The sequence below is a fragment of the Priestia sp. TGN 0903 genome, assembly GCF_050846855.1.
Taxonomy (GTDB): Bacteria; Bacillota; Bacilli; order Bacillales; family Bacillaceae_H; genus Priestia; species Priestia zanthoxyli.
In genome coordinates, this window is record NZ_JBOZGL010000004.1 from 128,805 (window position 1) to 152,732 (window position 23,928).

23 protein-coding genes are annotated in these 23,928 nt (G+C 38.4%); 6 read left to right on the top strand and 17 right to left on the bottom strand.

Going from position 1 to position 23,928, the window contains the following annotated elements:
- Positions 1-69: 69 nt before the first annotated feature.
- From ACRPLY_RS15175 to ACRPLY_RS15190, 4 genes are read right to left on the bottom strand one after another with little or no spacing between them, the layout of a single operon-like run.
- Complete coding sequence (locus ACRPLY_RS15175) at positions 70-1,191, bottom strand: GerAB/ArcD/ProY family transporter (protein WP_028414149.1); 1,122 nt, start codon at positions 1,189-1,191, stop codon at positions 70-72.
- Positions 1,192-1,213: 22 nt separating this feature from the next.
- The gene (locus ACRPLY_RS15180; RefSeq protein ID WP_033578382.1) at positions 1,214-1,450 is read right to left on the bottom strand and encodes a hypothetical protein; all 237 of its coding nucleotides are present in this window, start codon (positions 1,448-1,450) and stop codon (positions 1,214-1,216) included.
- 11 nt (positions 1,451-1,461) lie between these two features.
- The gene (locus ACRPLY_RS15185) at positions 1,462-2,661 is read right to left on the bottom strand and encodes a Ger(x)C family spore germination protein (protein ID WP_028414151.1); all 1,200 of its coding nucleotides are present in this window, start codon (positions 2,659-2,661) and stop codon (positions 1,462-1,464) included.
- A 24-nt stretch (positions 2,662-2,685) separates the two neighbouring features.
- A complete protein-coding gene (locus ACRPLY_RS15190) occupies positions 2,686-4,284 on the bottom strand; it encodes a spore germination protein (protein ID WP_028414152.1) in 1,599 nt (532 codons plus the stop codon).
- Positions 4,285-4,491: 207 nt separating this feature from the next.
- On the opposite strand from ACRPLY_RS15190, the gene ACRPLY_RS15195 reads away from it, so the two are divergent.
- Positions 4,492-5,211, top strand: coding sequence for a 3-ketoacyl-ACP reductase (locus ACRPLY_RS15195; protein WP_028414153.1), 720 nt, complete (start codon positions 4,492-4,494; stop codon positions 5,209-5,211).
- Between the two features lie 65 nt (positions 5,212-5,276).
- Here the strand turns inward: ACRPLY_RS15195 and ACRPLY_RS15200 are convergent, their stop codons facing one another.
- From ACRPLY_RS15200 to nhaC, 3 genes are all read right to left on the bottom strand, one after another.
- Entirely contained in the window at positions 5,277-5,402 is a 126-nt protein-coding gene (locus ACRPLY_RS15200; protein ID WP_013082238.1) for a DUF6254 family protein, read from the bottom strand.
- A gap of 87 nt (positions 5,403-5,489) precedes the next feature.
- Positions 5,490-6,371 carry an alpha/beta hydrolase family protein gene (locus ACRPLY_RS15205; protein WP_028414154.1) on the bottom strand — a complete coding sequence of 294 codons (882 nt, stop codon included), beginning with the start codon at positions 6,369-6,371 and terminating at the stop codon, positions 5,490-5,492.
- 293 nt (positions 6,372-6,664) lie between these two features.
- The gene (gene nhaC, locus ACRPLY_RS15210; RefSeq protein ID WP_033578380.1) at positions 6,665-8,047 is read right to left on the bottom strand and encodes a Na+/H+ antiporter NhaC; all 1,383 of its coding nucleotides are present in this window, start codon (positions 8,045-8,047) and stop codon (positions 6,665-6,667) included.
- A gap of 419 nt (positions 8,048-8,466) precedes the next feature.
- Between nhaC and ACRPLY_RS15215 the strand changes: the two genes are divergently transcribed.
- Positions 8,467-10,581: an ATP-dependent Clp protease ATP-binding subunit gene (locus ACRPLY_RS15215; protein WP_034268219.1), complete on the top strand. Its 2,115-nt coding sequence runs from the start codon at positions 8,467-8,469 to the stop codon at positions 10,579-10,581.
- Between the two features lie 50 nt (positions 10,582-10,631).
- Here ACRPLY_RS15215 and ACRPLY_RS15220 read toward each other — a convergent pair whose 3' ends face one another.
- Positions 10,632-10,910: a hypothetical protein gene (locus ACRPLY_RS15220; protein WP_033578378.1), complete on the bottom strand. Its 279-nt coding sequence runs from the start codon at positions 10,908-10,910 to the stop codon at positions 10,632-10,634.
- 340 nt (positions 10,911-11,250) lie between these two features.
- On the opposite strand from ACRPLY_RS15220, the gene ACRPLY_RS15225 reads away from it, so the two are divergent.
- Both ACRPLY_RS15225 and ACRPLY_RS15230 read left to right on the top strand, forming a co-directional pair.
- Positions 11,251-12,834 carry a PAS domain S-box protein gene (locus ACRPLY_RS15225; protein ID WP_154989303.1) on the top strand — a complete coding sequence of 528 codons (1,584 nt, stop codon included), beginning with the start codon at positions 11,251-11,253 and terminating at the stop codon, positions 12,832-12,834.
- Between the two features lie 134 nt (positions 12,835-12,968).
- Entirely contained in the window at positions 12,969-13,103 is a 135-nt protein-coding gene (locus ACRPLY_RS15230; RefSeq protein WP_014461068.1) for a hypothetical protein, read from the top strand.
- Positions 13,104-13,183: 80 nt separating this feature from the next.
- Here the strand turns inward: ACRPLY_RS15230 and ACRPLY_RS15235 are convergent, their stop codons facing one another.
- Positions 13,184-14,878 carry a M3 family oligoendopeptidase gene (locus tag ACRPLY_RS15235; RefSeq protein WP_028414159.1) on the bottom strand — a complete coding sequence of 565 codons (1,695 nt, stop codon included), beginning with the start codon at positions 14,876-14,878 and terminating at the stop codon, positions 13,184-13,186.
- Positions 14,879-15,048: 170 nt separating this feature from the next.
- On the bottom strand, positions 15,049-15,519 hold the full coding sequence (locus ACRPLY_RS15240) for a MarR family winged helix-turn-helix transcriptional regulator (RefSeq protein WP_014461070.1): 471 nt from the start codon (positions 15,517-15,519) through the stop codon (positions 15,049-15,051).
- A gap of 199 nt (positions 15,520-15,718) precedes the next feature.
- On the opposite strand from ACRPLY_RS15240, the gene ACRPLY_RS15245 reads away from it, so the two are divergent.
- Both ACRPLY_RS15245 and ACRPLY_RS15250 read left to right on the top strand, forming a co-directional pair.
- Positions 15,719-16,486, top strand: a complete 768-nt coding sequence (locus ACRPLY_RS15245; RefSeq protein WP_028414160.1) for a DUF4931 domain-containing protein — start codon at positions 15,719-15,721, stop codon at positions 16,484-16,486.
- A 156-nt stretch (positions 16,487-16,642) separates the two neighbouring features.
- On the top strand, positions 16,643-17,374 hold the full coding sequence (locus tag ACRPLY_RS15250) for a ZIP family metal transporter (RefSeq protein WP_028414161.1): 732 nt from the start codon (positions 16,643-16,645) through the stop codon (positions 17,372-17,374).
- Positions 17,375-17,438: 64 nt separating this feature from the next.
- Here the strand turns inward: ACRPLY_RS15250 and ACRPLY_RS15255 are convergent, their stop codons facing one another.
- From ACRPLY_RS15255 to ACRPLY_RS15285, 7 genes are all read right to left on the bottom strand, one after another.
- The gene (locus ACRPLY_RS15255; RefSeq protein WP_013082228.1) at positions 17,439-17,678 is read right to left on the bottom strand and encodes an aspartyl-phosphate phosphatase Spo0E family protein; all 240 of its coding nucleotides are present in this window, start codon (positions 17,676-17,678) and stop codon (positions 17,439-17,441) included.
- A 277-nt stretch (positions 17,679-17,955) separates the two neighbouring features.
- Positions 17,956-18,093 (bottom strand): hypothetical protein, encoded by a 138-nt coding sequence (locus tag ACRPLY_RS15260; protein WP_165573317.1) that lies wholly within the window; start codon positions 18,091-18,093, stop codon positions 17,956-17,958.
- 127 nt (positions 18,094-18,220) lie between these two features.
- Entirely contained in the window at positions 18,221-19,561 is a 1,341-nt protein-coding gene (locus ACRPLY_RS15265) for a CoA-disulfide reductase (protein ID WP_432231935.1), read from the bottom strand.
- A gap of 86 nt (positions 19,562-19,647) precedes the next feature.
- A complete protein-coding gene (locus ACRPLY_RS15270; protein ID WP_028414163.1) occupies positions 19,648-20,682 on the bottom strand; it encodes an ABC transporter permease in 1,035 nt (344 codons plus the stop codon).
- Positions 20,679-22,184, bottom strand: coding sequence for a sugar ABC transporter ATP-binding protein (locus ACRPLY_RS15275; RefSeq protein ID WP_028414164.1), 1,506 nt, complete (start codon positions 22,182-22,184; stop codon positions 20,679-20,681). The genes ACRPLY_RS15270 and ACRPLY_RS15275 overlap by 4 nt, the downstream gene beginning before the upstream one ends.
- A gap of 16 nt (positions 22,185-22,200) precedes the next feature.
- Complete coding sequence (locus tag ACRPLY_RS15280; RefSeq protein ID WP_028414165.1) at positions 22,201-23,277, bottom strand: sugar ABC transporter substrate-binding protein; 1,077 nt, start codon at positions 23,275-23,277, stop codon at positions 22,201-22,203.
- 122 nt (positions 23,278-23,399) lie between these two features.
- Positions 23,400-23,915: a cupin domain-containing protein gene (locus ACRPLY_RS15285; RefSeq protein ID WP_098112865.1), complete on the bottom strand. Its 516-nt coding sequence runs from the start codon at positions 23,913-23,915 to the stop codon at positions 23,400-23,402.
- Between the last annotated feature and the right edge of the window lie 13 nt (positions 23,916-23,928).

The following is a 23,928-nucleotide window of genomic DNA, read 5'->3' on the forward strand; positions in this document are numbered from 1 at the left end:
TATACAAACGTGTACGGCGTTTCTTCTTGAATTGTCATCGTATACTATACCACATACGTATAAATAATGCTATGTTTGTTGGCTTCTATCACCTTTAGCTGCCTTATTTCTCTTTATATAAGAAAGCGCAATAAATAACAACGGAAAACAGACGCTTAGTACAAATAAATAAAACGGCCAGTAATATTTTTCAAAATAATTGAAGTATGCTGTATTTGGAATAATGTAATACGCCACGCCTGTAATGATTAGACCTAAAGGAAAGCTCAAAAAATTGCGCACCCGTAAATTACATAATTGAGCGATACTTAACTGAATAGCATAGAACACAATGACAACTTTAAAAAAGATAGATAACATCCAAATAATAGCTACTAATACTTCAACATGCTGTATCGTTGCACCTAACGAAATCATTTTTCCTAATAAATAAACTGGGTAGCTGTGCATTGATGCAATATTCGCGCCAAGAGCTAATATACAAGCCGCAACTGCAATCGTAATCGTCAAGCCCGATGCCACAGTGCCGATAACAATCATTCTTTTTACCTTTTTGCCATCTTTTATATGAGGCGTAATCATTAGCACAAAAATCAATTCCATAAACGGATTTCCTAAGAAATACGTGGTCCCTAACACTAAATCATCCATGCGGAATTCAAACAAAGGGTAAAGACGATCCAGTTTCATCTGAGGAATATTTAACGAAATTAACAATAAAAAAGGGACGACGATCCACGGTAAAAAGATTTCCGCGGTTCTCGCTATCACTTCAATGCCTAAATACCCTCCGTATATAACCGCTAAAATCACAAGAGCATGAATCCACGTAGGCAGCGTTTCAGGGACAATTTGCGTCGTCATAAATGTACTGATATCTCGAAGGGAAAACGTAGATTGAATGAACATAAAAAAAATGTAAATAAGAGACATACACGCTCCGGCGTAAGGACCTAGCGCTTTTTTAGCTATTTCAATGAACGTTTGCTGAGGGTAACGGTGCATCAGCCATAACAGCACCGCAACAATTAAAAGGGCAAAGCCAATAGCAAGCACACTACATACCCAGGCATTTTGTCTATTCGTTTCTAATAACGTAGCCGGAACTGCCAAAATAGCGCTTCCGATACAAAAAAAATAAATGAGAAAAAGAAGTTGTTTCGGAGTAATAAATTCTTTTATTTGCATCATACACCCCTTCTCTCCTACATGCTTACGTAAATAACAGATGATGAACGGTTTTAGTAAGAGGCTTAATGAGTTCCTCTAAAAAGTACAGAGGCGTAGGTACTTCTTTACGGAGTGTAATGGCTCCCCAAAAGAATAAACCCATACCTATAAGACAAAGATAGACAACGATTTCACGGTAATACTTTTCCTTTCGGAAGTTAATCATAATTTTTTTAGTCAAATAAGCAAGAAGTACGAGTAAGGCGATAAATCCCTCCATTTTCTTTCTCCTTAATGCTTCATTTGCTTCATATATGAGTTATTTAACGTGCCTAAGCGACGGATTTGAACTTTGGCATCTAAATCGACGGTTAAATCTTCTGCGTAAATTCTGTTCCAGTCTCTTTTCATTTTGTACCATCTCTTTACATCTTGTCTGTAAAACGTTTCTCCAAAACCGAAGATATCACTTTTATAATCTTTTTGAGCTTTTTCCACTGCGTCATTCATTTTTTCTTTTACGTCCGCTGCTGTTTTTCGTTCGAGCATATTGATTACAGCTGGGTCCTGTAAGTTTACTTGACACTCTACATCTGCCACGTTTGCTTCACCTTTTAAATCCACGTGAATATGAGGCTTATGGTTTTTCATAGAAGCCGTTACCTTCACGTTCGTTCGAAGCATTTCTACTCCGATGATATCGTGCTGTTTTTCTTTTCCTTCGCATGGAATAACAATTAACGTACTTTTTACATTTCCTGTAATATAGTTATATCCTTTACTTTCGTCTTCATTGAACCAGCCGATCAGCTTATCATTTTGAAAGACACCTAATCCTTTAAAATTGAGCAGGGTGGACAGATTGGTCCGGGAAATGCTCGACATATCTCCTGCCTTTTTCACGTCGCCTTTGACCAATACTCCCGATAACACCGCCTGCTTTCCTTCGCTCGTTAAGTTACTGATCAGTTCATTTAACTTTACGCCTCTAGTGGGTGCCCAAATACGCTGAGAGACGTCTAATGAAGCAAACATATGGTTAGCTGGTATTTTTTCAATTGTTGTTAATACGTTCAGAACGCTCGATGCTTTCGTGTTTTTAGCAACAACAACAAAATAATCGGTACGCACTTCATGATCCCGAGCAAAGAAATCAAGCACTTCAGCAATACCCTCTTCCGCCATGCTTTCGCTAATGACTAGCATTCGTAAATGAGAAAGATAAATTTTCCGCGGGGATTTTGTCGTTATTTTTCTTAACCCTTCCATTACAGACGAAGCCTTAATAGAGAATGTGGTAACAGAAGGCCCGTTTGTAGGGGTTTTGGCCTGAATATCACCAGGGTTAATCAGCTGAACTGTAACAATAATGCCATCTTCTGCTTTATCAATTCCGACAGCAACCGTAATGGCTAGCTCATTCAACTCTCGACTGCTCCAGCAGCCGCTTAACAGCAATGAACAGATACATAACATCAGAAATGCTTTCATAGTAACCGGCCACCTTTGCACAGTTTAGTTTTTTTGCGTCTTTTGACGTGAAATATTCTTCTCGTTAATAAGCTTTGGCCTTGTTTTCATTTTTTTGATTGAACGTCTAATTAGAACATCCTTTTGATCACGCTTCACAAAGGGAGCCATAGGTGTCATATAAGGGACTCCAAATGACCTTAAGCTGCATAAATGTAAAATCATTAAAATTAGCCCGAGGATAATACCGAACAAGCCAAAAGTAGCTGCTAAAACCATTAAAATAAAGCGCAGCATCCTTACTGCAATGGCCATATCATACACCGGTGAAACAAAGTTACTAATAGCGGTGATGGATACAACGATAACCATTGCAGGCGATACTAATCCAGCTTGTACGGCGGCTTCTCCTAAAACGAGTGCTCCCACGATTGAAATAGCTGAACCTACTGCTCGAGGCAATCGGACTCCCGCTTCTCGCAAAATTTCAAACGTGATTTCCATAATAAACGCTTCAATAATAGCTGGAAAAGGCACACCTTCCCTTTGAGCTGCAATACTAATTAACAAAGCAAAAGGAAGCATCTCTTGATGAAAAGTAGTTAAAGCAATATAAGCAGAAGGTGTTAAAAGGGCTAAGAAAAATGCCATGTAGCGCATTAAGCGAATCAATGTACTAATATCTGCGCGCTGGTAATAATCTTCGGCCGCCTGAAAAAATTGAATAAATAGGGCAGGAACCATCAATACAAAAGGTGTACCGTCTACTAAAATGGCTATCCGCCCCTCTAAAAGACCTGCTGCCACGGAGTCTGGACGCTCCGTGTTATGCATAGTAGGAAAAGGTGTATAATCTTCATCTTGAATCAACTCTTCGATATATCCGCTCTCCAAAATACCGTCTATATCAATTTTAGAAAGACGCTCTTTTACCTCTTGAATGACCTGTTCATCCGCAATGCCGTCTATATAAACGAGCGCAATATCCGTTTTTGTAAACTCTCCTATTTGCTGAGATTCAATCCAAAGTTTTGGAGATTTTATTCGGCGCCGAATCAATGCGGTATTCGTTCGCAGTGTTTCTGTAAAACTGTCTCGAGGTCCTCTTACAACGGTCTGAGATTGTGGTTCAGAAACAGCCCTGTCTCTCCACCCTCTTGTACTTGCCACAATACACGTTTGATACCCTTCTAAAAACAGCACGGTATCTCCTGATAAAACATGAAGAAGAGCATCATCCAATGTTTTGGCTTCCATAATTTCACCGGCCGCCAAACTATAGCTTTTAATCAATTCGTACATATTAACGACACCGTCATCATGAGTTAAATGCTCATCGTGATAATGCATAATGGAGTCCAGCGCATAGTGTTCAACTTCATCTTTATTTACCAATCCGTCGATGTAAGCAACACCTAAAGTGAATTTTTCTTCAATTGAAATTCGAAACTCTCTTGTCACTAAGTCCGTGCTCTGTCCTAATGCTTTTTTCATGTGGAATATATTATCTCCCACTCTCTCCGACAATTTCTGCTCTTCCTCAGTGGAAGAAGCACTAGTTGCCTTAGAGTCCTTCGATTCACCAGCTTTTTCTTTCCGCTGTTTGGATTTATTCGTTAACTCCGATAGTTTTTTAATACGCATTGTTCATCCTCCACTACATTGAACGAAAAGAAACGGAATTTCTTCTTTTTAGTCTCTATAGTTTTTGTATGAAAAGGAAATTTATACTTGAAGCCATTTTAATAATCTTTATTTTTGACATCATTTGTGCATTTCTATAGGATAGTAATGGATAATTCTTCGTTATTATGAAGAATGTTTATACGGAACATTGAAAGGAGTCTATACATGGCACAATCACTTAAAGGCAAAGTAGCTCTTATTACAGGAGCAGGAAAAGGCATCGGTCGTTCAACTGCAATTGAATTAGCAAAAGAAGGCGTAAATATCGGTTTAATTGCTCGTACAGAGGCAGATTTAAAGGCTGTGGCTTCTGAACTGGAAGCATTTGATGTACAAGTTGCTTATGCAACAGCAGACGTTTCTTCTATGGAAGAAGTAAACGCAGCAGTTGAGCATCTACATACAAAATTAGGGGCAACGGATATCTTAATCAACAATGCGGGAATCGGTAAATTCGGAGGCTTTTTAGAGCTAGACCCAGCTGAGTGGAAACAAATCATTGATGTGAATTTAATGGGCGTTTACTACGTAACGCGCGCCGTTCTACCTCAATTAATCGAAAAAAATGGTGGAGACATCATCAATATTTCATCCACTGCTGGTCAAAAAGGCGCTCCCGTTACAAGTGCTTACAGCGCTTCAAAATTTGGCGTGCTTGGCTTAACTGAATCTTTAGCGCTAGAAGTGCGCAAACACAATATTCGTGTAACAGCTCTAACACCAAGTACAGTAGCAACGGAATTAGCATATAAAGAAAACTTAACGGATGGCAATCCTGATAAAGTGATGCAGCCTGAAGACCTAGCAGAAATTATGGTAGCACAATTAAAGCTGCATCCGCGTATTTTTATCAAATCTGCGGGCATGTGGTCTACAAATCCATAAACAAACATAGAAAAAGGAGAGCTTCAGCTCTCCTTTTTTGTGTCTTCTTTTATATGATGGTTAGCTTATTTACGTTTAGGCGTGATTTCTTCTGATAGTTCTTCAAAAGACTTTACTTTTCCATGCGATGGGTTTTGTGATTGCTTTCGTACGTTCCACTGACGCTCTTTTTGACTTTTAGACTGAGTCATTTTGCTTCATCCCCTTTTTATATGCTTACATGTAGTAGGATAAAACAAGCTGCTTATTTCCATTCATCAAAACTGCTTCCAATTTCTTTACTGCTTAGCTAAATGTATTTTAAACCATTTATCAATTTCCGCGTTGTATTGATCATAATAAGCAGTTAGCGGATGGTCTCCATTTTTGTACAGTACATATTTGTATTCTTTTCCCTGCTCATCTAGCTGTTTCACAAGTTTTTCAGCCTGAGTGTGGTGAACTTTACGATCATGATCACCCTGTAAAATTAAAAGAGGTGAATTTACTTTATCGCTCCAGTAGACAACAGAACGAGTTTTATACCTCTCTGGATACTGCGCCGGATCTCCTACAATTGTCCGCAGCACTTGTTTCATTTCAGGCCCTCTTTGGTCGTAGAATTGAAACATGTCTGTAATACCTGATTGTACGACAACAGCATCAAATTTAACGCCGTTTTTCATCGTTAAATACGTCATCATACCGCCGCGTGAATATCCTAGCGCTACCTTTTGCTGGTGATTTACATAAGGAAGCTGTTCTCCCCATTTAATAAGATTTAATACGTCGTCAATATCTTTACCGCCGTACGTCTCTGTTCCTTCACTTCCGCCATTTCCCCTGTATTGAGTCGCAACAACGACGTAGCCTTTACTTGCCCAGTATGACAAATACTGAAGTGTTTTTGCGCGAATCATGCCATGTTCTCGATTTCCTCCGCGATTATATACTAAAAGCGGATAATGTTTGTCTGCAATGTCTTTAGGCTGTACTAAAAACCCTTTTATCTTTAAATTATCACTAGGATACGTAATGCTATATACGTCTACTTTATTTGAATAAGGCGATAATAAATTCAATTTTTCTTTATTTACATCATCACTTTCAGCTCGGTTAAAAACCGCTGTCACACCGAGCACAGCTACAGTGATTAATGCAATGATGCCCCATTTTTTCAACAGAAACCCTCTCCTCAATAAATATCTTTTCTCTTTTATAATGAGTGTTTTCATTTGCCTTTACCCTTCTTAAATGTTTGCTAAAAAGGGCATTCATCCCATCGCCAATACAGCTTATTTATCATACCGCAAAACCCAAATTTCTTCATTAATAAAGAAATAAGAATTCATACAAATACATGAACAGGAAAGACGTATAGTAAATTGTATTATTAAATTATAGATTTGAAAAGTGGAATGATACTTTTTTTGTCGTTTTTTACCTGTCCTTTTTTAAAAAGAAAAAAGCCCAGTTAAGACTGAGCTTTTTTCTTGGCAATACCAATGCCTGTATATGCTAAAATAATTGAAAAAATCGGACATAAAATGCTAAAGAATGTAAATGGAATATAGTCAGCCGCTGGAATATTTAATGCAGTTGAAATAAAAGCTCCGCTGACACCCCACGGAATAATAGCATTAATAACCGTTCCACCGTCTTCAAGCGTTCGTGATAAGTTTTTCGGATCTAAGTTCCACTTTTCATACAGCGGCTTAAACGTTTGCCCAGGCAGAAGAATTGATAAATACTGTTCTCCTGTAATAACGTTCACTCCAATTGAAGATAGAAGCGTAGCAAAAATAACGTCTCCGCTGCGGCGGATTTGTTTTGCTAATCCTTTTAATAAAGCATCAATAATTCCAACCGCTCTCATCAAGCCACCTAGCGACAAGGCAATCATGATAAGAGAAATAGAAAACATCATGGACTGTAATCCGCCTTTGTTTACAATCGCATCGACTACTTTATTTCCTGACTCGATTGCCGGCCCGCTTTGAAGAACCCCTAGCAATTGACTCAGCGTAAATTCATGCTGTGTAATCATTCCTGTAATAATGGCCGTTACAATCCCTAAAACTAACGTTGGCAATACATCGACTCTTCTCATCGAAAAAATAAGAACTAAGAGTGGAGAAAGCAACGTTAACACGTGTAAATTAAACGTATGTTTTAATGCTTCTTGAATTCCTTGAATTTCTCCGTAATTGACGCTTTCATGATTTCCGTTCATTCCGATTACCAATGCAATGATTGCTGTAATAACAATACTTGGAACCGTCGTCCACGTAATATGCTGAATATGTTTAGGGAGCGGTACTTCAACGATACCAGAAGCAAAATTTGTTGTATCAGACAATGGAGACATCTTATCTCCAAACACAGCTCCTGAAACAATCATCCCTGCTGCTAGCCCTGGATGTACACCAATAGCAGTTCCCACGCCAAATAAAGCGACTCCTACCGTACTGACGGTTGTTAATGAACTTCCCGTGAATGTTGAAACTAACACGGTGATAACCAAAGCACTAATTAAAAAGTACTGCGGTGAAATCCAGTGGAAGCCGTAGGATAAAATCGTCGGTATCGTTCCTCCTACCATCCAAATCGCAATGAGCATCCCGATCAGCATTAGAATAAGGATAGGCTTAATGCCAAGTCTAACACCGTCTAAAATGCCTTTCTCCATTTCTGTCCACTTATATTTCAACAAAAAGCCAATCACACTAATAAATGCTACACCAAATATTAGCGGAATATGAGGCGGCAGCTTTAACATAAATAATGAAACAAAAATAATAGCTAATAGCACCAAAACCACCGCTATTGATTGTATAAATGAAATTTCTTTTTTCATGAGGTATTCCCTTTCTATCTTTCTTTTTCACTTAAACGCTTTTATGCTTTTACGCAGTTAAGTGCAAACCTTCTTGAGTATAATTTTTATCCTTCTTGCTGTCAATAACTTATTTTATCCAACGGCAGGCTCTGCACTCATTTTTCCACTTTTCTTCTTATTAATATTTATTCTCTATCTAAGCAAATCATTGTACAAAATGCTTCTAATGTTTTTATATATATAAAACGGGTACACACAAAACACACGTTTTTTTAATGTACTACCTTTTGTACATAAGCGAGGAACTTCCCTCAAAAAATTTTTAAGCAAAAGACTTGAAAGTCAAAAAAGGTCAAAGTATAATGAGATTACGAAAGGTCAAGAAAGGTCAAACACCTGCTGATCTTCGATTAAAATCATTTAGGGAGGCTAATTAAATGATTTGTCAAAACTGTAATAAACGTGAAGCATCTATTCAATTAAATGTACAAACAAATAATCAAAAATCTCAATATCGTTTATGTCATACATGTTATCAAGCACTAATGAAAGAACATAAAATCCCATCAGGCTTTGGAGGTGGCGGCTTTATGAACATCGATGATTTATTCAAGCAAATGGCGCACGAACAAGCTGCACCGGAGCAGCCACAGCAAGGAAACGGCGGCGGAGGCTTTTTAGATCAATTTGGTCGAAACTTAACTCAAATTGCGAAAACGGGATTAATTGACCCTGTTATTGGCCGCGAAGAAGAAGTAGAGCGCGTCATTGAAATTTTAAATAGAAGAAACAAAAACAACCCGGTACTAATTGGAGAACCCGGTGTTGGTAAAACAGCTGTAGTCGAAGGGTTAGCTTTAAAAATTGCGGAAGGAAAAGTTCCTGCAAAGCTGCTAAATAAAGATGTATATCTGTTAGATGTAGCATCACTCGTAGCTAATACGGGCGTGCGAGGTCAATTTGAAGAGCGTATGAAACAGTTAATTTCCGAGCTTCAACAGCGAAAAAACGTGATTTTATTTATCGATGAAATCCACCTTCTTGTAGGAGCAGGTTCAGCGGAAGGTTCAATGGACGCAAGCAATATTTTAAAACCTGCTCTTGCACGAGGTGAACTTCAAGTAGTCGGAGCTACAACTTTAAAAGAGTACCGTTCCATTGAAAAAGATGCGGCTCTTGAACGACGTTTCCAGCCGGTTATGGTTCACGAACCGTCTGTAGAAGAAGCCGTTGAAATTCTAAAAGGAATTCAAAGTAAATATGAAGATTATCACGGCGTTAGCTATACAGATGAAGCGATCCGCGCTTGTGTAAATTTATCACACCGCTACATTCAAGATCGTTTCTTGCCTGATAAAGCAATTGACTTGCTAGATGAAGCAGGTTCAAAAATGAACTTACAGGCAGGCATTACAAATAAAGACGACGCAGCCGCTCGCTTAAAAGAAATTACAAAAGAAAAAGAGCAGGCGCTAAAGGATGAAAAATATGAAGTAGCGGCAAAACTGCGCGATGAAGAAGCTGCTCTTGAAAAACAACTAAACGAAGAACAGCAAAAAATGAATGTGGATATTGCTGACATTCAAGCCATTATTGAAAAGAAAACGGGTATCCCTGTTGGTAAACTTCAAGAAAATGAATCAGCAAAAATGAAGCATTTAGCAGAGCACTTAGCTCAAAAAGTAATCGGACAGCAGGAAGCTGTCGAAAAAGTAGCAAAAGCAATTCGACGTTCTCGCGCTGGATTAAAAGCGAAGCATCGCCCAATTGGTTCATTCTTATTTGTCGGTCCAACAGGTGTCGGTAAAACAGAGTTAACCAAAACATTAGCTGAAGAACTGTTCGGCTCAAAAGATGCAATGGTTCGTCTAGATATGAGTGAATATATGGAAAAACACGCGGTGTCTAAATTAATCGGCTCACCTCCTGGCTACGTAGGTCATGAAGAGGCAGGACAATTAACAGAGAAAGTACGCCGTAACCCTTATTCCATCATCTTACTAGATGAAATTGAAAAAGCTCATCCAGACGTTCAGCATATGTTTTTGCAAATTTTAGAAGATGGACGTCTAACGGATAGTCAAGGTCGCACAGTAAGCTTCAAAGACACGGTTATCATTATGACAAGTAACGCTGGTGTAGGTGAAAAGAAAATTACGGTTGGGTTTGACGCAGAAAATGATGCGCTTAAGCAGGCATCCGTTTTAGATTCACTTTCATCTTATTTCAAACCAGAGTTTTTAAATCGATTTGATACAATCATTGAATTTAATCACCTTGAAAAAGATAACTTGATTAAAATCGTTGACCTTATGCTTGCTGAATTAAAAGAAACATTACAAGAACAAAACATCACGCTGAGCGTAGCAGATGAGGTAAAAGAAAAACTGGCTGAACTTGGCTATCACCCTGCATTTGGTGCTAGACCACTCCGCCGAGCAATTCAAGAACAGCTTGAAGATCGAATTACAGATTTACTGTTAGATGATGCGGACGTATCAACAGTGAACGTAACGTTAAATGAAGCGAGCGAAATCACCGTACAAAACTAATAGAAAAAGCGACTCTACTTGAGTCGCTTTTTTTATAGAAATACTTTCGTTTATTTACTTTCATCTGTTTTTTCATCTGTTTTTTCGTCCGCACTATCCGTTGATTCTTCTTGATCATCAGCTGCTTCATCCCCAGATGAGTCATCTGCTTCGTCTTGCTTCATTGTTTCCTGTGAATCATCTGTCGTTGTATCCTCCGATTGAGTATCATCCGACTGTTCGGTTTGCTGTTCTGTTGCATCTTTTTCATCCGTTTGTGAGTTGCATGCTGTGATTAACATAATTGCTAGAAGTGATCCAAATAACTTGACTAATAAACTTTTGTTCATTTTACCGTCTCCTTTCGAATCATCTGAGCCTCTATGTAGTCACCATTCATATGGCTCTACTGGCAGTATAGCCTATCCAATTGGAAAAAAGTTCACTTTTACAAGGTTATCACAAAAGCTTTACATCTCCTTCATTTCGTTCATATTCCCCTCATATTTCCTTAATAGTTTATGACCGGCCACATTCTAGATCTATCTTCCTTGGTCTAAGTGCTCAATTCGGCTATTCACATAGTTGTAACTATGCTAATATGAGTGATATATTACTGTATCGTGCGACTAGCTGACTATGAAGTTATTCTCCTATAAAATTATTCACCATTTAAGAAAGGGATTTTTTATGGAATCACACAACCTCATAAAAAAACGTAATTTTATTCTTTTACTTATTTTTTGGCTGCTGTATTTTGTCCACATTGTGTTATATCACTTTATTGCAGCTGATCCTCATCCGATTGTTTTTATAAGCGGAGGAATTTTATTATTGGTAGTGACGGCTATGTATTACTTTCATTTTCATCCTGCTATCATTATGTATTCTTTTTTTATATGCTATTATGCCTATATTGCGTACATAACATCTATTGAACCTGCTGTTATTAATTATTTGTTTTTGTTTCTTGGAATAATTGTTAGCTTTATTTACTATAGCTATATCGCTATTGTAACTTCTACATTAATGTCCATAATAATTGTTTTGTACTTTTATGTAAGCAACACTCTTTTTACATCTGTGACTTTCGTGAAATTAGATATCGTTTATTTCATTTTGTTTACGCTGATCACAATGATTATTTTGTTGTATTGTGCTCATTTCTCTAAAAAATTGATTGCTATTACGACGGTCAAAATGAACAAAACCGAAGATGAACTTTACTCAGCTCAAGAGTATTTACAATCTTTTTTCACATACAATCGCGACGCCATTTCCGTATTCAGTCTAGACGGCAAAGTGATTAAAGTAAACGATGCTTTTGAGCAAATATACGGATGGAAAGCGGAAGAAATTGTCGGAAAAGCCATCCCATTTATTCCTGCTGGCTTAAAAGGCGACGCTGAAAACCGATTAGAAAGGGTTAAAAAAGGAGAAAAGCTGGTAGCCTTTGAAACCCAAGATAAGCGAAAAGACGGAAAAATAATTGACGTAGAAATTACTGTTTCACCTATTTTTAATCGTGATCAGCAAGTCGTTGCGCTTTTTGGTATTTCACGCGATCTTACAGAAGAAAAGGAAACAGAAAAATTTCTTCGCCAAACCGATAAATTATCTTTAGCCGGCGAAATGGCAGCTGGCATCGCTCATGAAATTCGAAATCCGCTTACTTCCCTGAATGGATTTATTCAGCTTATTCATGAAGACAGCAGCCGCTATCATTCTTATACAACCATCATGCTGAGTGAACTGAATCGTATTAACTCAATCGTTGGAGAATTTTTATTGCTCGCTAAACCTCATGATACGGTTATGAAAAAACATGCATTCTCTACTATTTTAAATGACGTTATTCTTCTGTATGAATCAGAATGTGTATTAAAAAACGTCGTAGTTAAAACGCAGGTGGAAGCTCCGCATACATACATCTGCTGTGATGCCAATCAAATTAAACAAGTACTCATCAATTTATTAAAAAATGCGCTCGAAGCTATGCCTAGCGGAGGAGAAATCCATTTAAACGTTACTCAGCATACTAAAGGCCTTACTATTTTCATTAAAGATACAGGAGTGGGTATTCCCTCAAATTTGCTTACGCACATTCAAAAGCCCTTTTTTACCACGAAGCCATCAGGCACCGGTCTTGGACTTGTTGTGATTAAAAACATTCTGTATCAGCATAAAGGAACATTTGAAATTAAAAGCACTGTGGGCGAAGGAACCAGCGTTACCCTTACGATTCCTTTATGGGAACAAGGAGTGAACCATTAAAAAAAGAGGCTAGAACAAAAGTATGTTAGTTGAAGGAAGATCCGAACGAGTTTATTTTTTAATTAAAAATCAAACTCATTCGGATTTTTTTATTATGAGGGTGAGCGTAGGTTTAATCTAGGTGCTTCTAGCTGTTGATTGGAGGGCAAGGCGAAGACTCCTGCGGGAAAAGCGGAATAGGTGAGACCCCGCAGGAGCATAAGCGCCGAGGAGGCTCACCAGCCGCCCGCGGAAAGCGAAGCCTTGCACGGAAATCAACGGCGGTGTAACAAGCGATTCATACTAGATTGTTTCTCACATTTGTTCGTCTTTAGATTCGATTGATTTTGTTATGTCTCAAGCCCTGTTTTTATAGCTTTTTATCATCAATACTATTTAAATAGTTTTCAATTTCATCTACTACAGACTGCACGCAGCCCTCTTCGAATGGAGAGATCAAATTCGCTTCCTCTACTAATTCTAAAAATGGCTTACTTCCGCCAAGCTTACACAAATGAACGTAATCTTGCCATGCTTGTTCATGATTTTCTCGATCCTTTTTCCAAAATTGAAATGCACAAATTTGAGCGAGCGTATAATCAATATAATAAAACGGAGACGTGTAAATATGAAGCTGGCGCTGCCAGAAGCCACCGCTTTCTAGATAATGATGGCCGTCATAGTTTTTAGAAGGCATATATTTCTTTTCAATTTCTCGCCACGTTTGTTTTCGTTCCGAAGGCGTCATCTCAGGGCGTTCGTATACAGCATGCTGAAATTCATCTACTGCTACCCCGTAAGGCAAGAAAGTTAAGCCTGAGCTTAAATGAGAAAACTGGTATTTATCTTTGTCTTCTTTAAAGAACAACTCCATCCAAGGCCATGTAAAATACTCCATGCTCATCGAATGAATTTCAGCTCCTTCATGCGTAGGCCAGTGATACTCATTGGTTTCCATATCTCGGCTGGAATACACTTGAAAAGCATGCCCTGCTTCATGCGTTAACACATCAATATCGCCTGATGTTCCATTAAAGTTTGAAAAAATAAACGGCGCTTTGTATTCTTCAATAAACGTACAGTAGCCTCCGCCTGCTTTGCCCTTTTTAGCGACTAAATCCATTAAATTATTTTCAAGCATAAAGGAAAAAAATTCGTCCGTTTCTTTAGAAAGCTCCTTATACATAACCCGTCCATTTTCAATAATCCACTTTTCATCACCTTTTGGCACTGCGTTTCCTGTTTCAAACTGAAACGGTTCATCATAATAAGTTAAGCTCTCTACTTGAATTCTTTCCTGCTGACGCTTTTTTAGTTTTTCAGTAAGGGGAACAATATACTCTTTCACTTGTTGGCGAAAAGCGGCAACCATTTCAGCATCGTACCCTATTCTAGACATACGAGCATAGCCCACTTCTACGAAATTTTTATAGCCTAATTTTTCAGCAAGCTTAGTCCGCACTTTTACAAGCTTGTCGTAAATATCATCAAATTCCTCTTCATGATCAGTAAAAAATTGAAACTTCGCTTCTGCTGCTTTTTTTCTCATTTCTCGATCAGGTGACTCCATAAACGGATCGAGCTGAGCTAACGTTCTTTCTTCTCCTTCAAATACAATTTTAGCTGACGCCACTAGCTTCGTATATTGAGATGATAGCTTATTTTCTTCCTGCAGCTCTTTTACTATTTCAGGAGAGAACGTTTTTAACTGCATTTCAGCAAGAGAAAACAGCTGCTTTCCCCACTTTTCTTCTAGTTCCGGTTTAAAAGGTGAAGAGATTAAGGCTTTGTAAAATTTCTCTACGTATCCTTCTAAAAGCGGCTGTGTTTCATCAAAATAGTCTTGTTCTTCTTTATAAAATTCATTGGCTGTGTCGATAGAATGACGAATATAGCAGATGTTCCCCATTGTACTGTACTGAGAATACGCATCGTTTGCTAGACGAATTGCCTCATTTTGCTGACTGACTGACGCTGCTTCCGTAAAATGTGTAATGGCCTTTTCAAACTGCTTTTCAATTTCATTCATATCAGGTCGCGTATATGTATAATTCTCAAATTTCATCATTTGTTCCCCTTCCTCTATTGTCTGTATGTAACCTAATTCGTTTTTATCCAGCTGTATTCCTGTTAATTTCAATTTTTTGTCACTTTTTATTTTTGATGTCGATTGGCCATGAAAGAAGTCATAGAAAAAACTCGTTTGTTCAACAGAAACAAACGAGCTTTCCTTAATTAATTAGTCGATTCCGGCAAAAATTCATCTGCATAGTGCCCTAGTTTCTTAAGCATCGAAATGGCAACTTCCTTTTCTTCGCTAGATAAAACGGATAAAATATCATGAATTCTTTTTTCGTGACTCGGAAACATGCTTTCAATCATTTCCTTGCCTTGCTTGGTGATAGCTGCATAGGTTACGCGACGATCGCTCGGACAAGCAACGCGCTCCAAGAAGCCTTTTTTCTCAAGCTTGTCTACTACATACGTAATACTGCCGCTTGCCAACAGAATTTTTCCGCCAATTTGCTGAAGAGGCTGCTGGCCTTTGTGGTACAATAACTCTAGGACAGCAAATTCGGTTGGATTCATTCCATGCTGTTGAATAAATTTATGCACATGATCATTAATTGAACGATTGGCACGAGATAGTACAATAAATAATTTAAGAGATTGGTCTAACTCTTCTCTAGTTACATCATTCGTCATTTTAATCAGTTCCTTTGATATTATCTTGATATCAAGATAATACTAAAATTTCCCTTCAAAGTCAATCAAAGCAGGCTTATTTCATCGGTTATTCTCTCTGCTTGTACAATTTTTTTGATAAAAAATGTATATAAGTGGATTTATACATATGCTTTTAATACAATAAACATATGAACATTACATAAAAAGGTGAATGATTATGAAACCAACCCATTTATTATTTAATTCCGCGATTGGTTCGCAAAAGCCTGAAACAATCGTTAACCGGCAAAACCCCTGTCCCTTTTGCGACGTAGAATCTCTTACAGGCATCATTGAAAAACAAGGACCTATCATTTGGCTAAAAAATAAGTTTCCCGTTCTGCAAGATGCTTATCAGACGGTTATCATTGAGACCGATGAGTGTTCTTCAGAACTATCTATTTATCCAAAAGAACATCTGTATACCTTGCTGAGTTTTGCTACTGAACGATGGATATCGATGATGAACAGCGGAGAATATGCTTCTGTTCTTTTCTTTAAAAATCACGGCCCCATGTCCGGAGGATCATTACGACATCCTCATATGCAAATTATTGGTTTAAATGAGATGGATGTAAATGAAAATGTGAAGCTAGAGCAGTTTGAAGGAGTCACAATTGCCAAAAATGAACACGTCACATTTAATTTATCTGTAAAACCTCGAATGGGCTTTTTTGAATTTAACGTGATAACAGATCAGCTTGACAAAGAGCTGCACACGTTTGCAGATTATCTTCAAACGGCTGCTCACTATTTATTAAATCATTTTCATCGTAGCTGCACGAGCTACAACTTGTTTTTTTATAATCTTAAAAACGGCAAAATTGCAGCGAAAATCATTCCTCGCTTTGCCACATCTCCTTTGTATGTAGGATATGGCATTCCTCAAGTTTCCAATAAGCTTGAGCACATTGCTAACCAAGTTCAGGAGCTGTACTTCACCTAAAAAGTTGAACCTTCACTGGTTCAACTTTTTTGTAAAATTATTGCATAAAGCTGTTCATTTTTAAAATAGTCATGCTCATAGAAAACAAAAAAACATACACTAAAAGAACGATGTGAATTGAGGATAAAAAGAAGAATACGTAAAAGGAGACGGTTTATGACTGAGGTACTAATTGGAAGCATTCTTTCTGCGCTATCGACTGGAGTAGGCGCTTTGCCTATTCTATTTTTGAATCAAGAACTCACTCATCGCTGGAAAGATATACTTCTTGCGCTCACTGCAGGCATTATGACAGCAGCTTCTACTATGAGCTTAATTCCAGAATCTCTTCAAAGCGGCGGTTTTTTTTCCTTAGCGATTGGCTTACTGCTTGGCGTGGTAACATTAACACTGTTGGAGCAGAATATTCCTCACATTGATCTTGAGCATTCTAAAACCGGCATACAGTTTGATGAAAAAGCACTTTTAATTGTTTCCGCTATTACGTTGCACAACCTTCCTGAAGGACTGTCTGTTGGTGTGAGCTACGCTTCAAATGTTGAAAATACAGGGAACTTAATTGCCCTTGCAATCGGTCTTCAAAATGCACCTGAAGGACTGTTGGTCGCGCTATTTTTAGCTCAGCAAAATATCAGTAAAATAAAAGCATTTTTAATTGCTACCCTTACAGGATCAGTTGAAATTGTAACGTCTTTACTCGGGTTTTATTTAACTAATTTTGTGGAGTCTCTCGTTTCATATGGATTAGCGTTTGCTGCCGGAGCCATGCTTTTTATTATTTATAAAGAGTTAATTCCGGAAAGTCACGGCGATGGAAACGAAAGATTTGCTACTTATTCGTTTATTTTTGGTATTTTGTTTATGATTTTTTTAATTAACATTTTTTAAAGCTGAAGAGAGGCCACGGGCAGCGTAATTGTTTCACTGCCCGATCCCGAATGCTTGTCCTGCATTACAGCTTTGAAAAAGATAAAAAGCGGCTAATCAGTGTGGCAAACGATGTCTTTTCTTCCTCTTCTTTTAAACGCTGCTTTTGATAAACGAGTAAGAGCTGATCAAGCTCTTGACTACAGGTAACGGTTTCTTCATTAGTCAGACCTTTTTCTTCTCCGAGCTGCACCATCTTTTGTCTTTTTTGGACGATTTCCACTAATAATCTCTCTGATTTCGTTCTATTTCTCACTCCAAACACAAAATCCTCTCCTATGACAAAGAAATTAGCTTATAACGCATTATTACAAATTCTACTAAATATGTAAATAGAGTCGCAATAATAGACATTTTTTTCGCAAAAAAATTATTTTGTCGGAATTTATAAACGCTTACATTACTATAGGAATACCGTTTATCTTTTTTTTACAAGTTGTTTTTCGACAAAAGATGCTGCTTGTCGAATAAAAAAGAGGTTGAGACATAACGAAATAAATCCAAACGAAAGACGAACAAATGAGATACATGAGCTGGACTGCTTATGACACCGCAATTGATTTCCGTGCAAGGCTTCGCTTTCCGCGGGCGGCCGCTGAGCCTCCTCGTCGCTTTCGCTCCTGCGGGGTCTCACCTGTTCCGCTTTTCCCGCAGGAGTCTTCTCCTTGCCCTCCAATCAATTGCTAGAAGGAACGAAACAAATAAAACGATGTGCACCATCAAAAAAAAAAAGAACCACTCATCAAACAGGTTGATGAATGGTTCTTTTTTTACTTGGACTCAACTACTTTTGTCCCAGCCTCTTTTTTATTCAGCTTTTTGAGCAGCGATTTGTACAGCATCCCATACCGTAGCAAAAGGAGGGGCATACGAAAGATCTAGCATGGTTATTTCATCTGTTGTGAGGCGGCAAGTAATAGCTGTCGCAAATACATCGATTCTTTTTGCAACTCCTTCTTTCCCAATCATTTGAACCCCCAAAATCTCTTTTGTTTCAGGATGATAAACAAGTTTTATCACAATCTTTTCAGCTCCTGGATAGTAAGAAGCATGACTCGGAGCCCCGGCTGTGATGGTTTTGTATAAAAGAGAATTTTCTCTTGCTTCTCTTTCTGAAATGCCGGTTTTTCCGATTTCATAGTCCATCACTTTGACAATGCTTGTACCTAGAACACCCGGAAATTTTCTATTTTCTCCCCCTAATCGGTAACCAAGAACCCTTCCCTGCTTATTGGCAATGGTTCCAAGAGCAATATGAACATCTTTTTTTAATACGCGGTGATAGCTCGTTGCACAATCTCCCGCTGCGTAGATATGAGGCACGTTGGTTTCCAACTTCTCGTTTACTAAAATAGCTCCATTTTCAAGCATTCTTAGTCCGTTTCTTTCTAAGAATTGCGTATTCGGACGAACTCCTACATTTACAATCACTAAATCCGTTTGGTACGTTTGACGGTTTGTTTGAACGTGAGTGACGGAACCATCTGAATGCAGCAATGCTTCCACTTCTTCTTCGAAATGAAATAAAATATCGTCATCTAGCTGCTTTTGTAGATGCTCTGCCATGTCTTGATCTAAAATAGATAGAATCTGCTTTCCCTGTTCAATGACCCGTACTTCTTTTCCCAAAGCCTTCATTGCTTCAGCTACTTCCATTCCGACATATCCTCCACCAATAATAGTGACTTTTTCTACGGAGTGAGCCTGTAGATATGTATAGATTCTTTCGCTGTCTTCTAATGACTTTAATGTGCATACATTCGGCATGTTATCACTCATAAAATTAGGTTTAACAGCCATTGTTCCAGTTGCAATGATGAGTTCATCATATGTTATCTCTTTTTCAGCGTGCGTTTTGACATCTTGTGCTACTATGTATTTCTTTGTATGGTTTACTTCTTTAACTTCGTGAAAAAGATGGACGGAGATATTTCGCTCTTCAAACTCTTGTTTCGTACGAGCAATCAAATCGTCTTTTTCTTTTACAACACCTGACAGATAGTAAGGCATGCCACATGCGCTGTAAGAGATATCTCCACCTTTTTCAAACACAAGGATTTCCACTTCTTCTTTTTCTTTCATCCGGCGAAGCTGTGAAGCTGCGCTCATTCCGGCGGCTACTCCTCCTATAATGACGACACGTTTCATCTATACTCCCTCTTTCTACATAAATAATAGATTATACTATTGTTTTTCCTTATTCTTCCCGATTTCAAACGAAAAAAAACGGCTGTTTACACAGCCGTAGATGTTTGTTTCGAGCGGTAATACGTTAAAGCCAAGGCTCCTGCTAATACAGCTCCTTTAATAATATCTTGCATATAATACGGAACATTTAGCATCGTTAATCCATTTAACAGCACACCAATTAAAATAGAGCCAATCAGCGTCCCGAATACATTCGGTTTCCCTGCTCCAAATACGGAAAAGCCAATGTATGTCGCAGCTACGGCATCCATTAAAAATGGTGAGCCTGCGTTCACTTCTCCTACTCCAATACGGGCAGCTAAAACGACTCCTCCAATTCCAGCAAGCAAACCTGAAAACATATAGGCATACATACGATAACGATTAACCGGTACACCCGAAAGTCTTGCTGCTTCTATGTTACCTCCTGTTACGTAGAAAAAACGACCAAACTTTGTATAGGAAAAAACGATATGAACAAGCAGCACAGTCAGCAGCATAATGATCACAGGGACGGGAATACCTAGAAAGTGACCTTGCCCCAGCGCAAGGAAAGAAGGAATGAAAATTCCCGGAGCTCTTTCTCCGCTTGGTAAAGGCATATTGGTATAAATAGCTGAGCCTTTTGTATACGTTAATAAAATCCCCTGTACGATAAACATCATTGAAAGCGTGGCTAAAATATCAGGAATCTTTACTTTCACTACTAAAAAAGCATTCACTAACCCGATGAGAAGCGATGCAATAATCGGAACAATGATCGCAACTGCAATTTCTTGTCTGTGTAAAACGAGCATAGAAGCTGATAAAATAGTGGCTAAACCAGCCGTAGATCCTACAGATAAGTCGAGTCCGTTGACCGTTAACGATATCGTTACACCAAGCGCAATTAAGGTAACAATGGAAATAGAGCGCAGAATATCACTAATGTTTTCTCCTGTTAAAAAGTTAGGTGTGGCAATGGAAAAAATAATCATAATAACAAAAATCATTAAGACTGTCCCATATTTGTAAAAAAAGTCGAAAACGCTTATTTTTCTCTTTGGTTTCGCTACAGGTTCTGTTACATACTCCGCACTCATCCTTTTACTCCTCCTGCTGTATAATAAAATAATTTTTCACTAGTTGCTTCTTCTTTGGATAATTCTTTCACGATTTTCCCGTTGTACATAACATAAATTCGATCCGCTACCCCTAGCAGCTCCTCGAATTCACAGGTTGCATAAACAACGCCTTTTTGCTGTGACACAAGCCCTGTAATTAAGTCGAATATCTCTCGCTTAGAGCCCACATCAACCCCTTTAGTTGGCTCATCGAACAACAGTACGTCAGAATCCGTAACAAGCCATTTTCCGATTGCTACTTTCTGCTGATTTCCACCGCTTAACGTTCCAACTGACTGCTCGATAGAATGAGACTTTACGCCAACTTGCCCAGTCGTTTTCTGCGCTTTTTCTTTGATCTTTCCTCGCTTTAGAAACGAATAATTTGTAAAGCGGGACAGACTTGGCAAAACTAAGTTATCGGCAATCGATTCATGAACAAAAATTCCTTCTTTTCTTCGTTCTTCAGGAACAAGAGAAAGACCTTGTGCAATATAATAATACGGCTGCTTATTCAACTTTAGTTTCTTGCCTTTTAACCGAACGCTGCCGCTGACATATTGCTCTAAACCAAATAGACTTCGGCAAAGCTCCGTTTTCCCTGCTCCTACAAGCCCTGCAATACCGACTACCTCTCCTTCTTTTACATGAAAAGAGATATTCGAAAGGCGCCCTGGAAGGGATAATGCTTCTACATGTAAAAGTTCGTTTCCAACTTCTACTGATTTTTTGACCCACTGTTTTACAGAAGACGTTCCTAACATGAGCGTAATCACGTCTTCAATTGATGTATGTGAAGTTTCTTTTGTAGCTACATAGCGTCCGTCCTTTAAAACCGTTAAGCGGTCGCAAATATCAACCACTTCTTGAAGGCGATGTGAAATATAAATAATGCCTACTCCGCTTTTCTTCAGCTCTCTCATCACAGAAAACAATTGTTTCGTCTCTTCCACACTAAGAGGTGCGGTTGGTTCATCCAAAATTAAATAATCAACATTCTGTACAATTGCACGTGCAATAAGCACCTGCTGTTTTTCTGATAGAGTTAGATCAACAACATTTTTTTTAACGGATAAAGAAGAACCAAGTAAAGAAAGAGCTTCTTCCGCTTTCTTATAAATAGATTTCCAGTTTACAAATGTCTTACTTTTCTTAGAAACCTGCACGTCTAACACAATGTTTTCAGCTACTGATAGCGAAGGAATCAGCGCTACATCGACTTCTTGGTGTACAATGCCGATGCCGTGGCTCTTCGCTTCTTTAGGAGAAGAAATAGAGATTTCTCCTCCGTCTTTGTAAATCTTTCCTTCGTACTCGTCGTAAGCTCCGCACAATATTTTCATCAACGTACTTTTACCGGCACCATTGGCTCCCAATAAAGCATGAATTTCCCCTTTTTGAACAGTAAAATCAACTTTGTTCAGCGCTTGAAAAGAACCAAAGTTTTTTGTAATGTTCTTCATTGAAAGCTCGTTCGTCATGTCTGTCCCTCCACTTCTACTCTTTTTTACCCCATTCTTCTACGTACTGACTAAGCTGGTCCATATTAATCGTTTGATTAGGCAAGTCAGTTTGTTTGACTAAAACCGGATCAAAGGAATAATAACGAGGGATCTCTTGACCGGAAATCTTTTTAAGAAGCAGATCAACCTGCTTTTCTCCTACTGAAGCTGGGTTTACAGCAGCTGACGCTTTCCACGGGCTGTTTTTTGCCTGCATCATTTGCAGGTCTTCATCAGATAAGTCCACTCCATATACCTTAATCTCATCTCGTCCTGCTTCTTTAATCGCTCTTGTGACTCCTTTTGCAAATTCGTCCCAAGGTGCCCAAACGGCTGCAATGTCTCCTTTATTTGGATACTGCTTTAATACAGCCGCCATTTTATTTTGAGTGTCTAGAGAGGTGTTGTCTGTTGCGCTTCCAAACGTGGCAATTTGTTTTACATCTGGATAGCGATTCATCATAATTTTATAAATGCTGTCGCGTTTTTCCATCGGTGCAAAGCCTCCAACAAACGCATATACAATATTTCCTTTTCCGTTAATGTCCTGCATCATTTGCTTTAGCCCCTGGAGCGCAAGCATATAATCATCTTGGTCAATCGTTGTAACGCCTTCTACTTTTAATTCTACGTCTGTTGCAATAACGGGAATCCCTTTTGCAATCGCGCGCTTCACGCCAGGTTCAAGGGTTTCAGCCCGGCCGTGGTCAATCATAATACCGTCAACATTTTGGTTAATAGCCGTGTCTAAATACGCCGCCATTTTAGATTGATCATTATTAGAATCAGAAACGGATAGCTGTACTCCTGCTTTTTTAGCCGCTTTTGTCACACCTGTTATGTACTGAGCAGCGTGAGTGCCTGACGTAAATTCAGAAATAAGAGCAATTTTTGTATCTTTCGTAATCTTTTTTCCTTCTTGCTGTACAGGCTTAGCAGAAGCCGCTTGCTGCGCTGGAGCTGCCTGTGCTTTCTCGTTTAGACTTGGCTGTTCTTTCGTGCAGGCAGCCAGCGCAAAAACTAGAAGCACGAGCAAAGTAAGTGGCCACAGCATTTTTTTACTCTTTTTCATGGTGTTCCTCCTATTAAACTTATTATTCATATAAAAATAGTTAGTTTTATAATAATCCAAAGAATACCCCGCTTTTAGATGTAAAAGTGGGGTGATCATGACCTATGCTTTACAAGTAGTTGTTATGCGTAAATAGGTACCCATCCTTCAGTTGTCACGAAAATTCGCACAGCGACTACTTTACGATCTTCCATTAGTGTAAAGTAATGAAGAATGTTTTCTGGTACTGAAATTAAATCGCCCGGCTCTAATTCAACATCAAAAAATTCACCGTCTTTTCCTTGAATAACAAAGATTCCATGACCGCTTACGATAAAGCGAACTTCGTCATCTGTATGAATATGCTTGCGCTGAAAGTTTTTTAACAATTCATCAATGTTTGGTGTAGATTCCGATAACGAGATAACATCTTGAGCTTTATAGCCGCGGCGTTCAGAAATATCTTTAATATCCTCACCAAAAGCGTTTAAAATTTCTGTTTTTTCTTCATCAGTTAAATCATATTTTTCACGAAGATTTTCTGGAAGTTTTGTAATATCCCAGTTTTCATAAATAACTTCATTGTTTGCCAGAAAAACTGATACTTCCTCTTGAGTTTCAATCCTTTTATTATTTACATGTAAGCGAATTTGCGCCATTTTTATTTCCTCC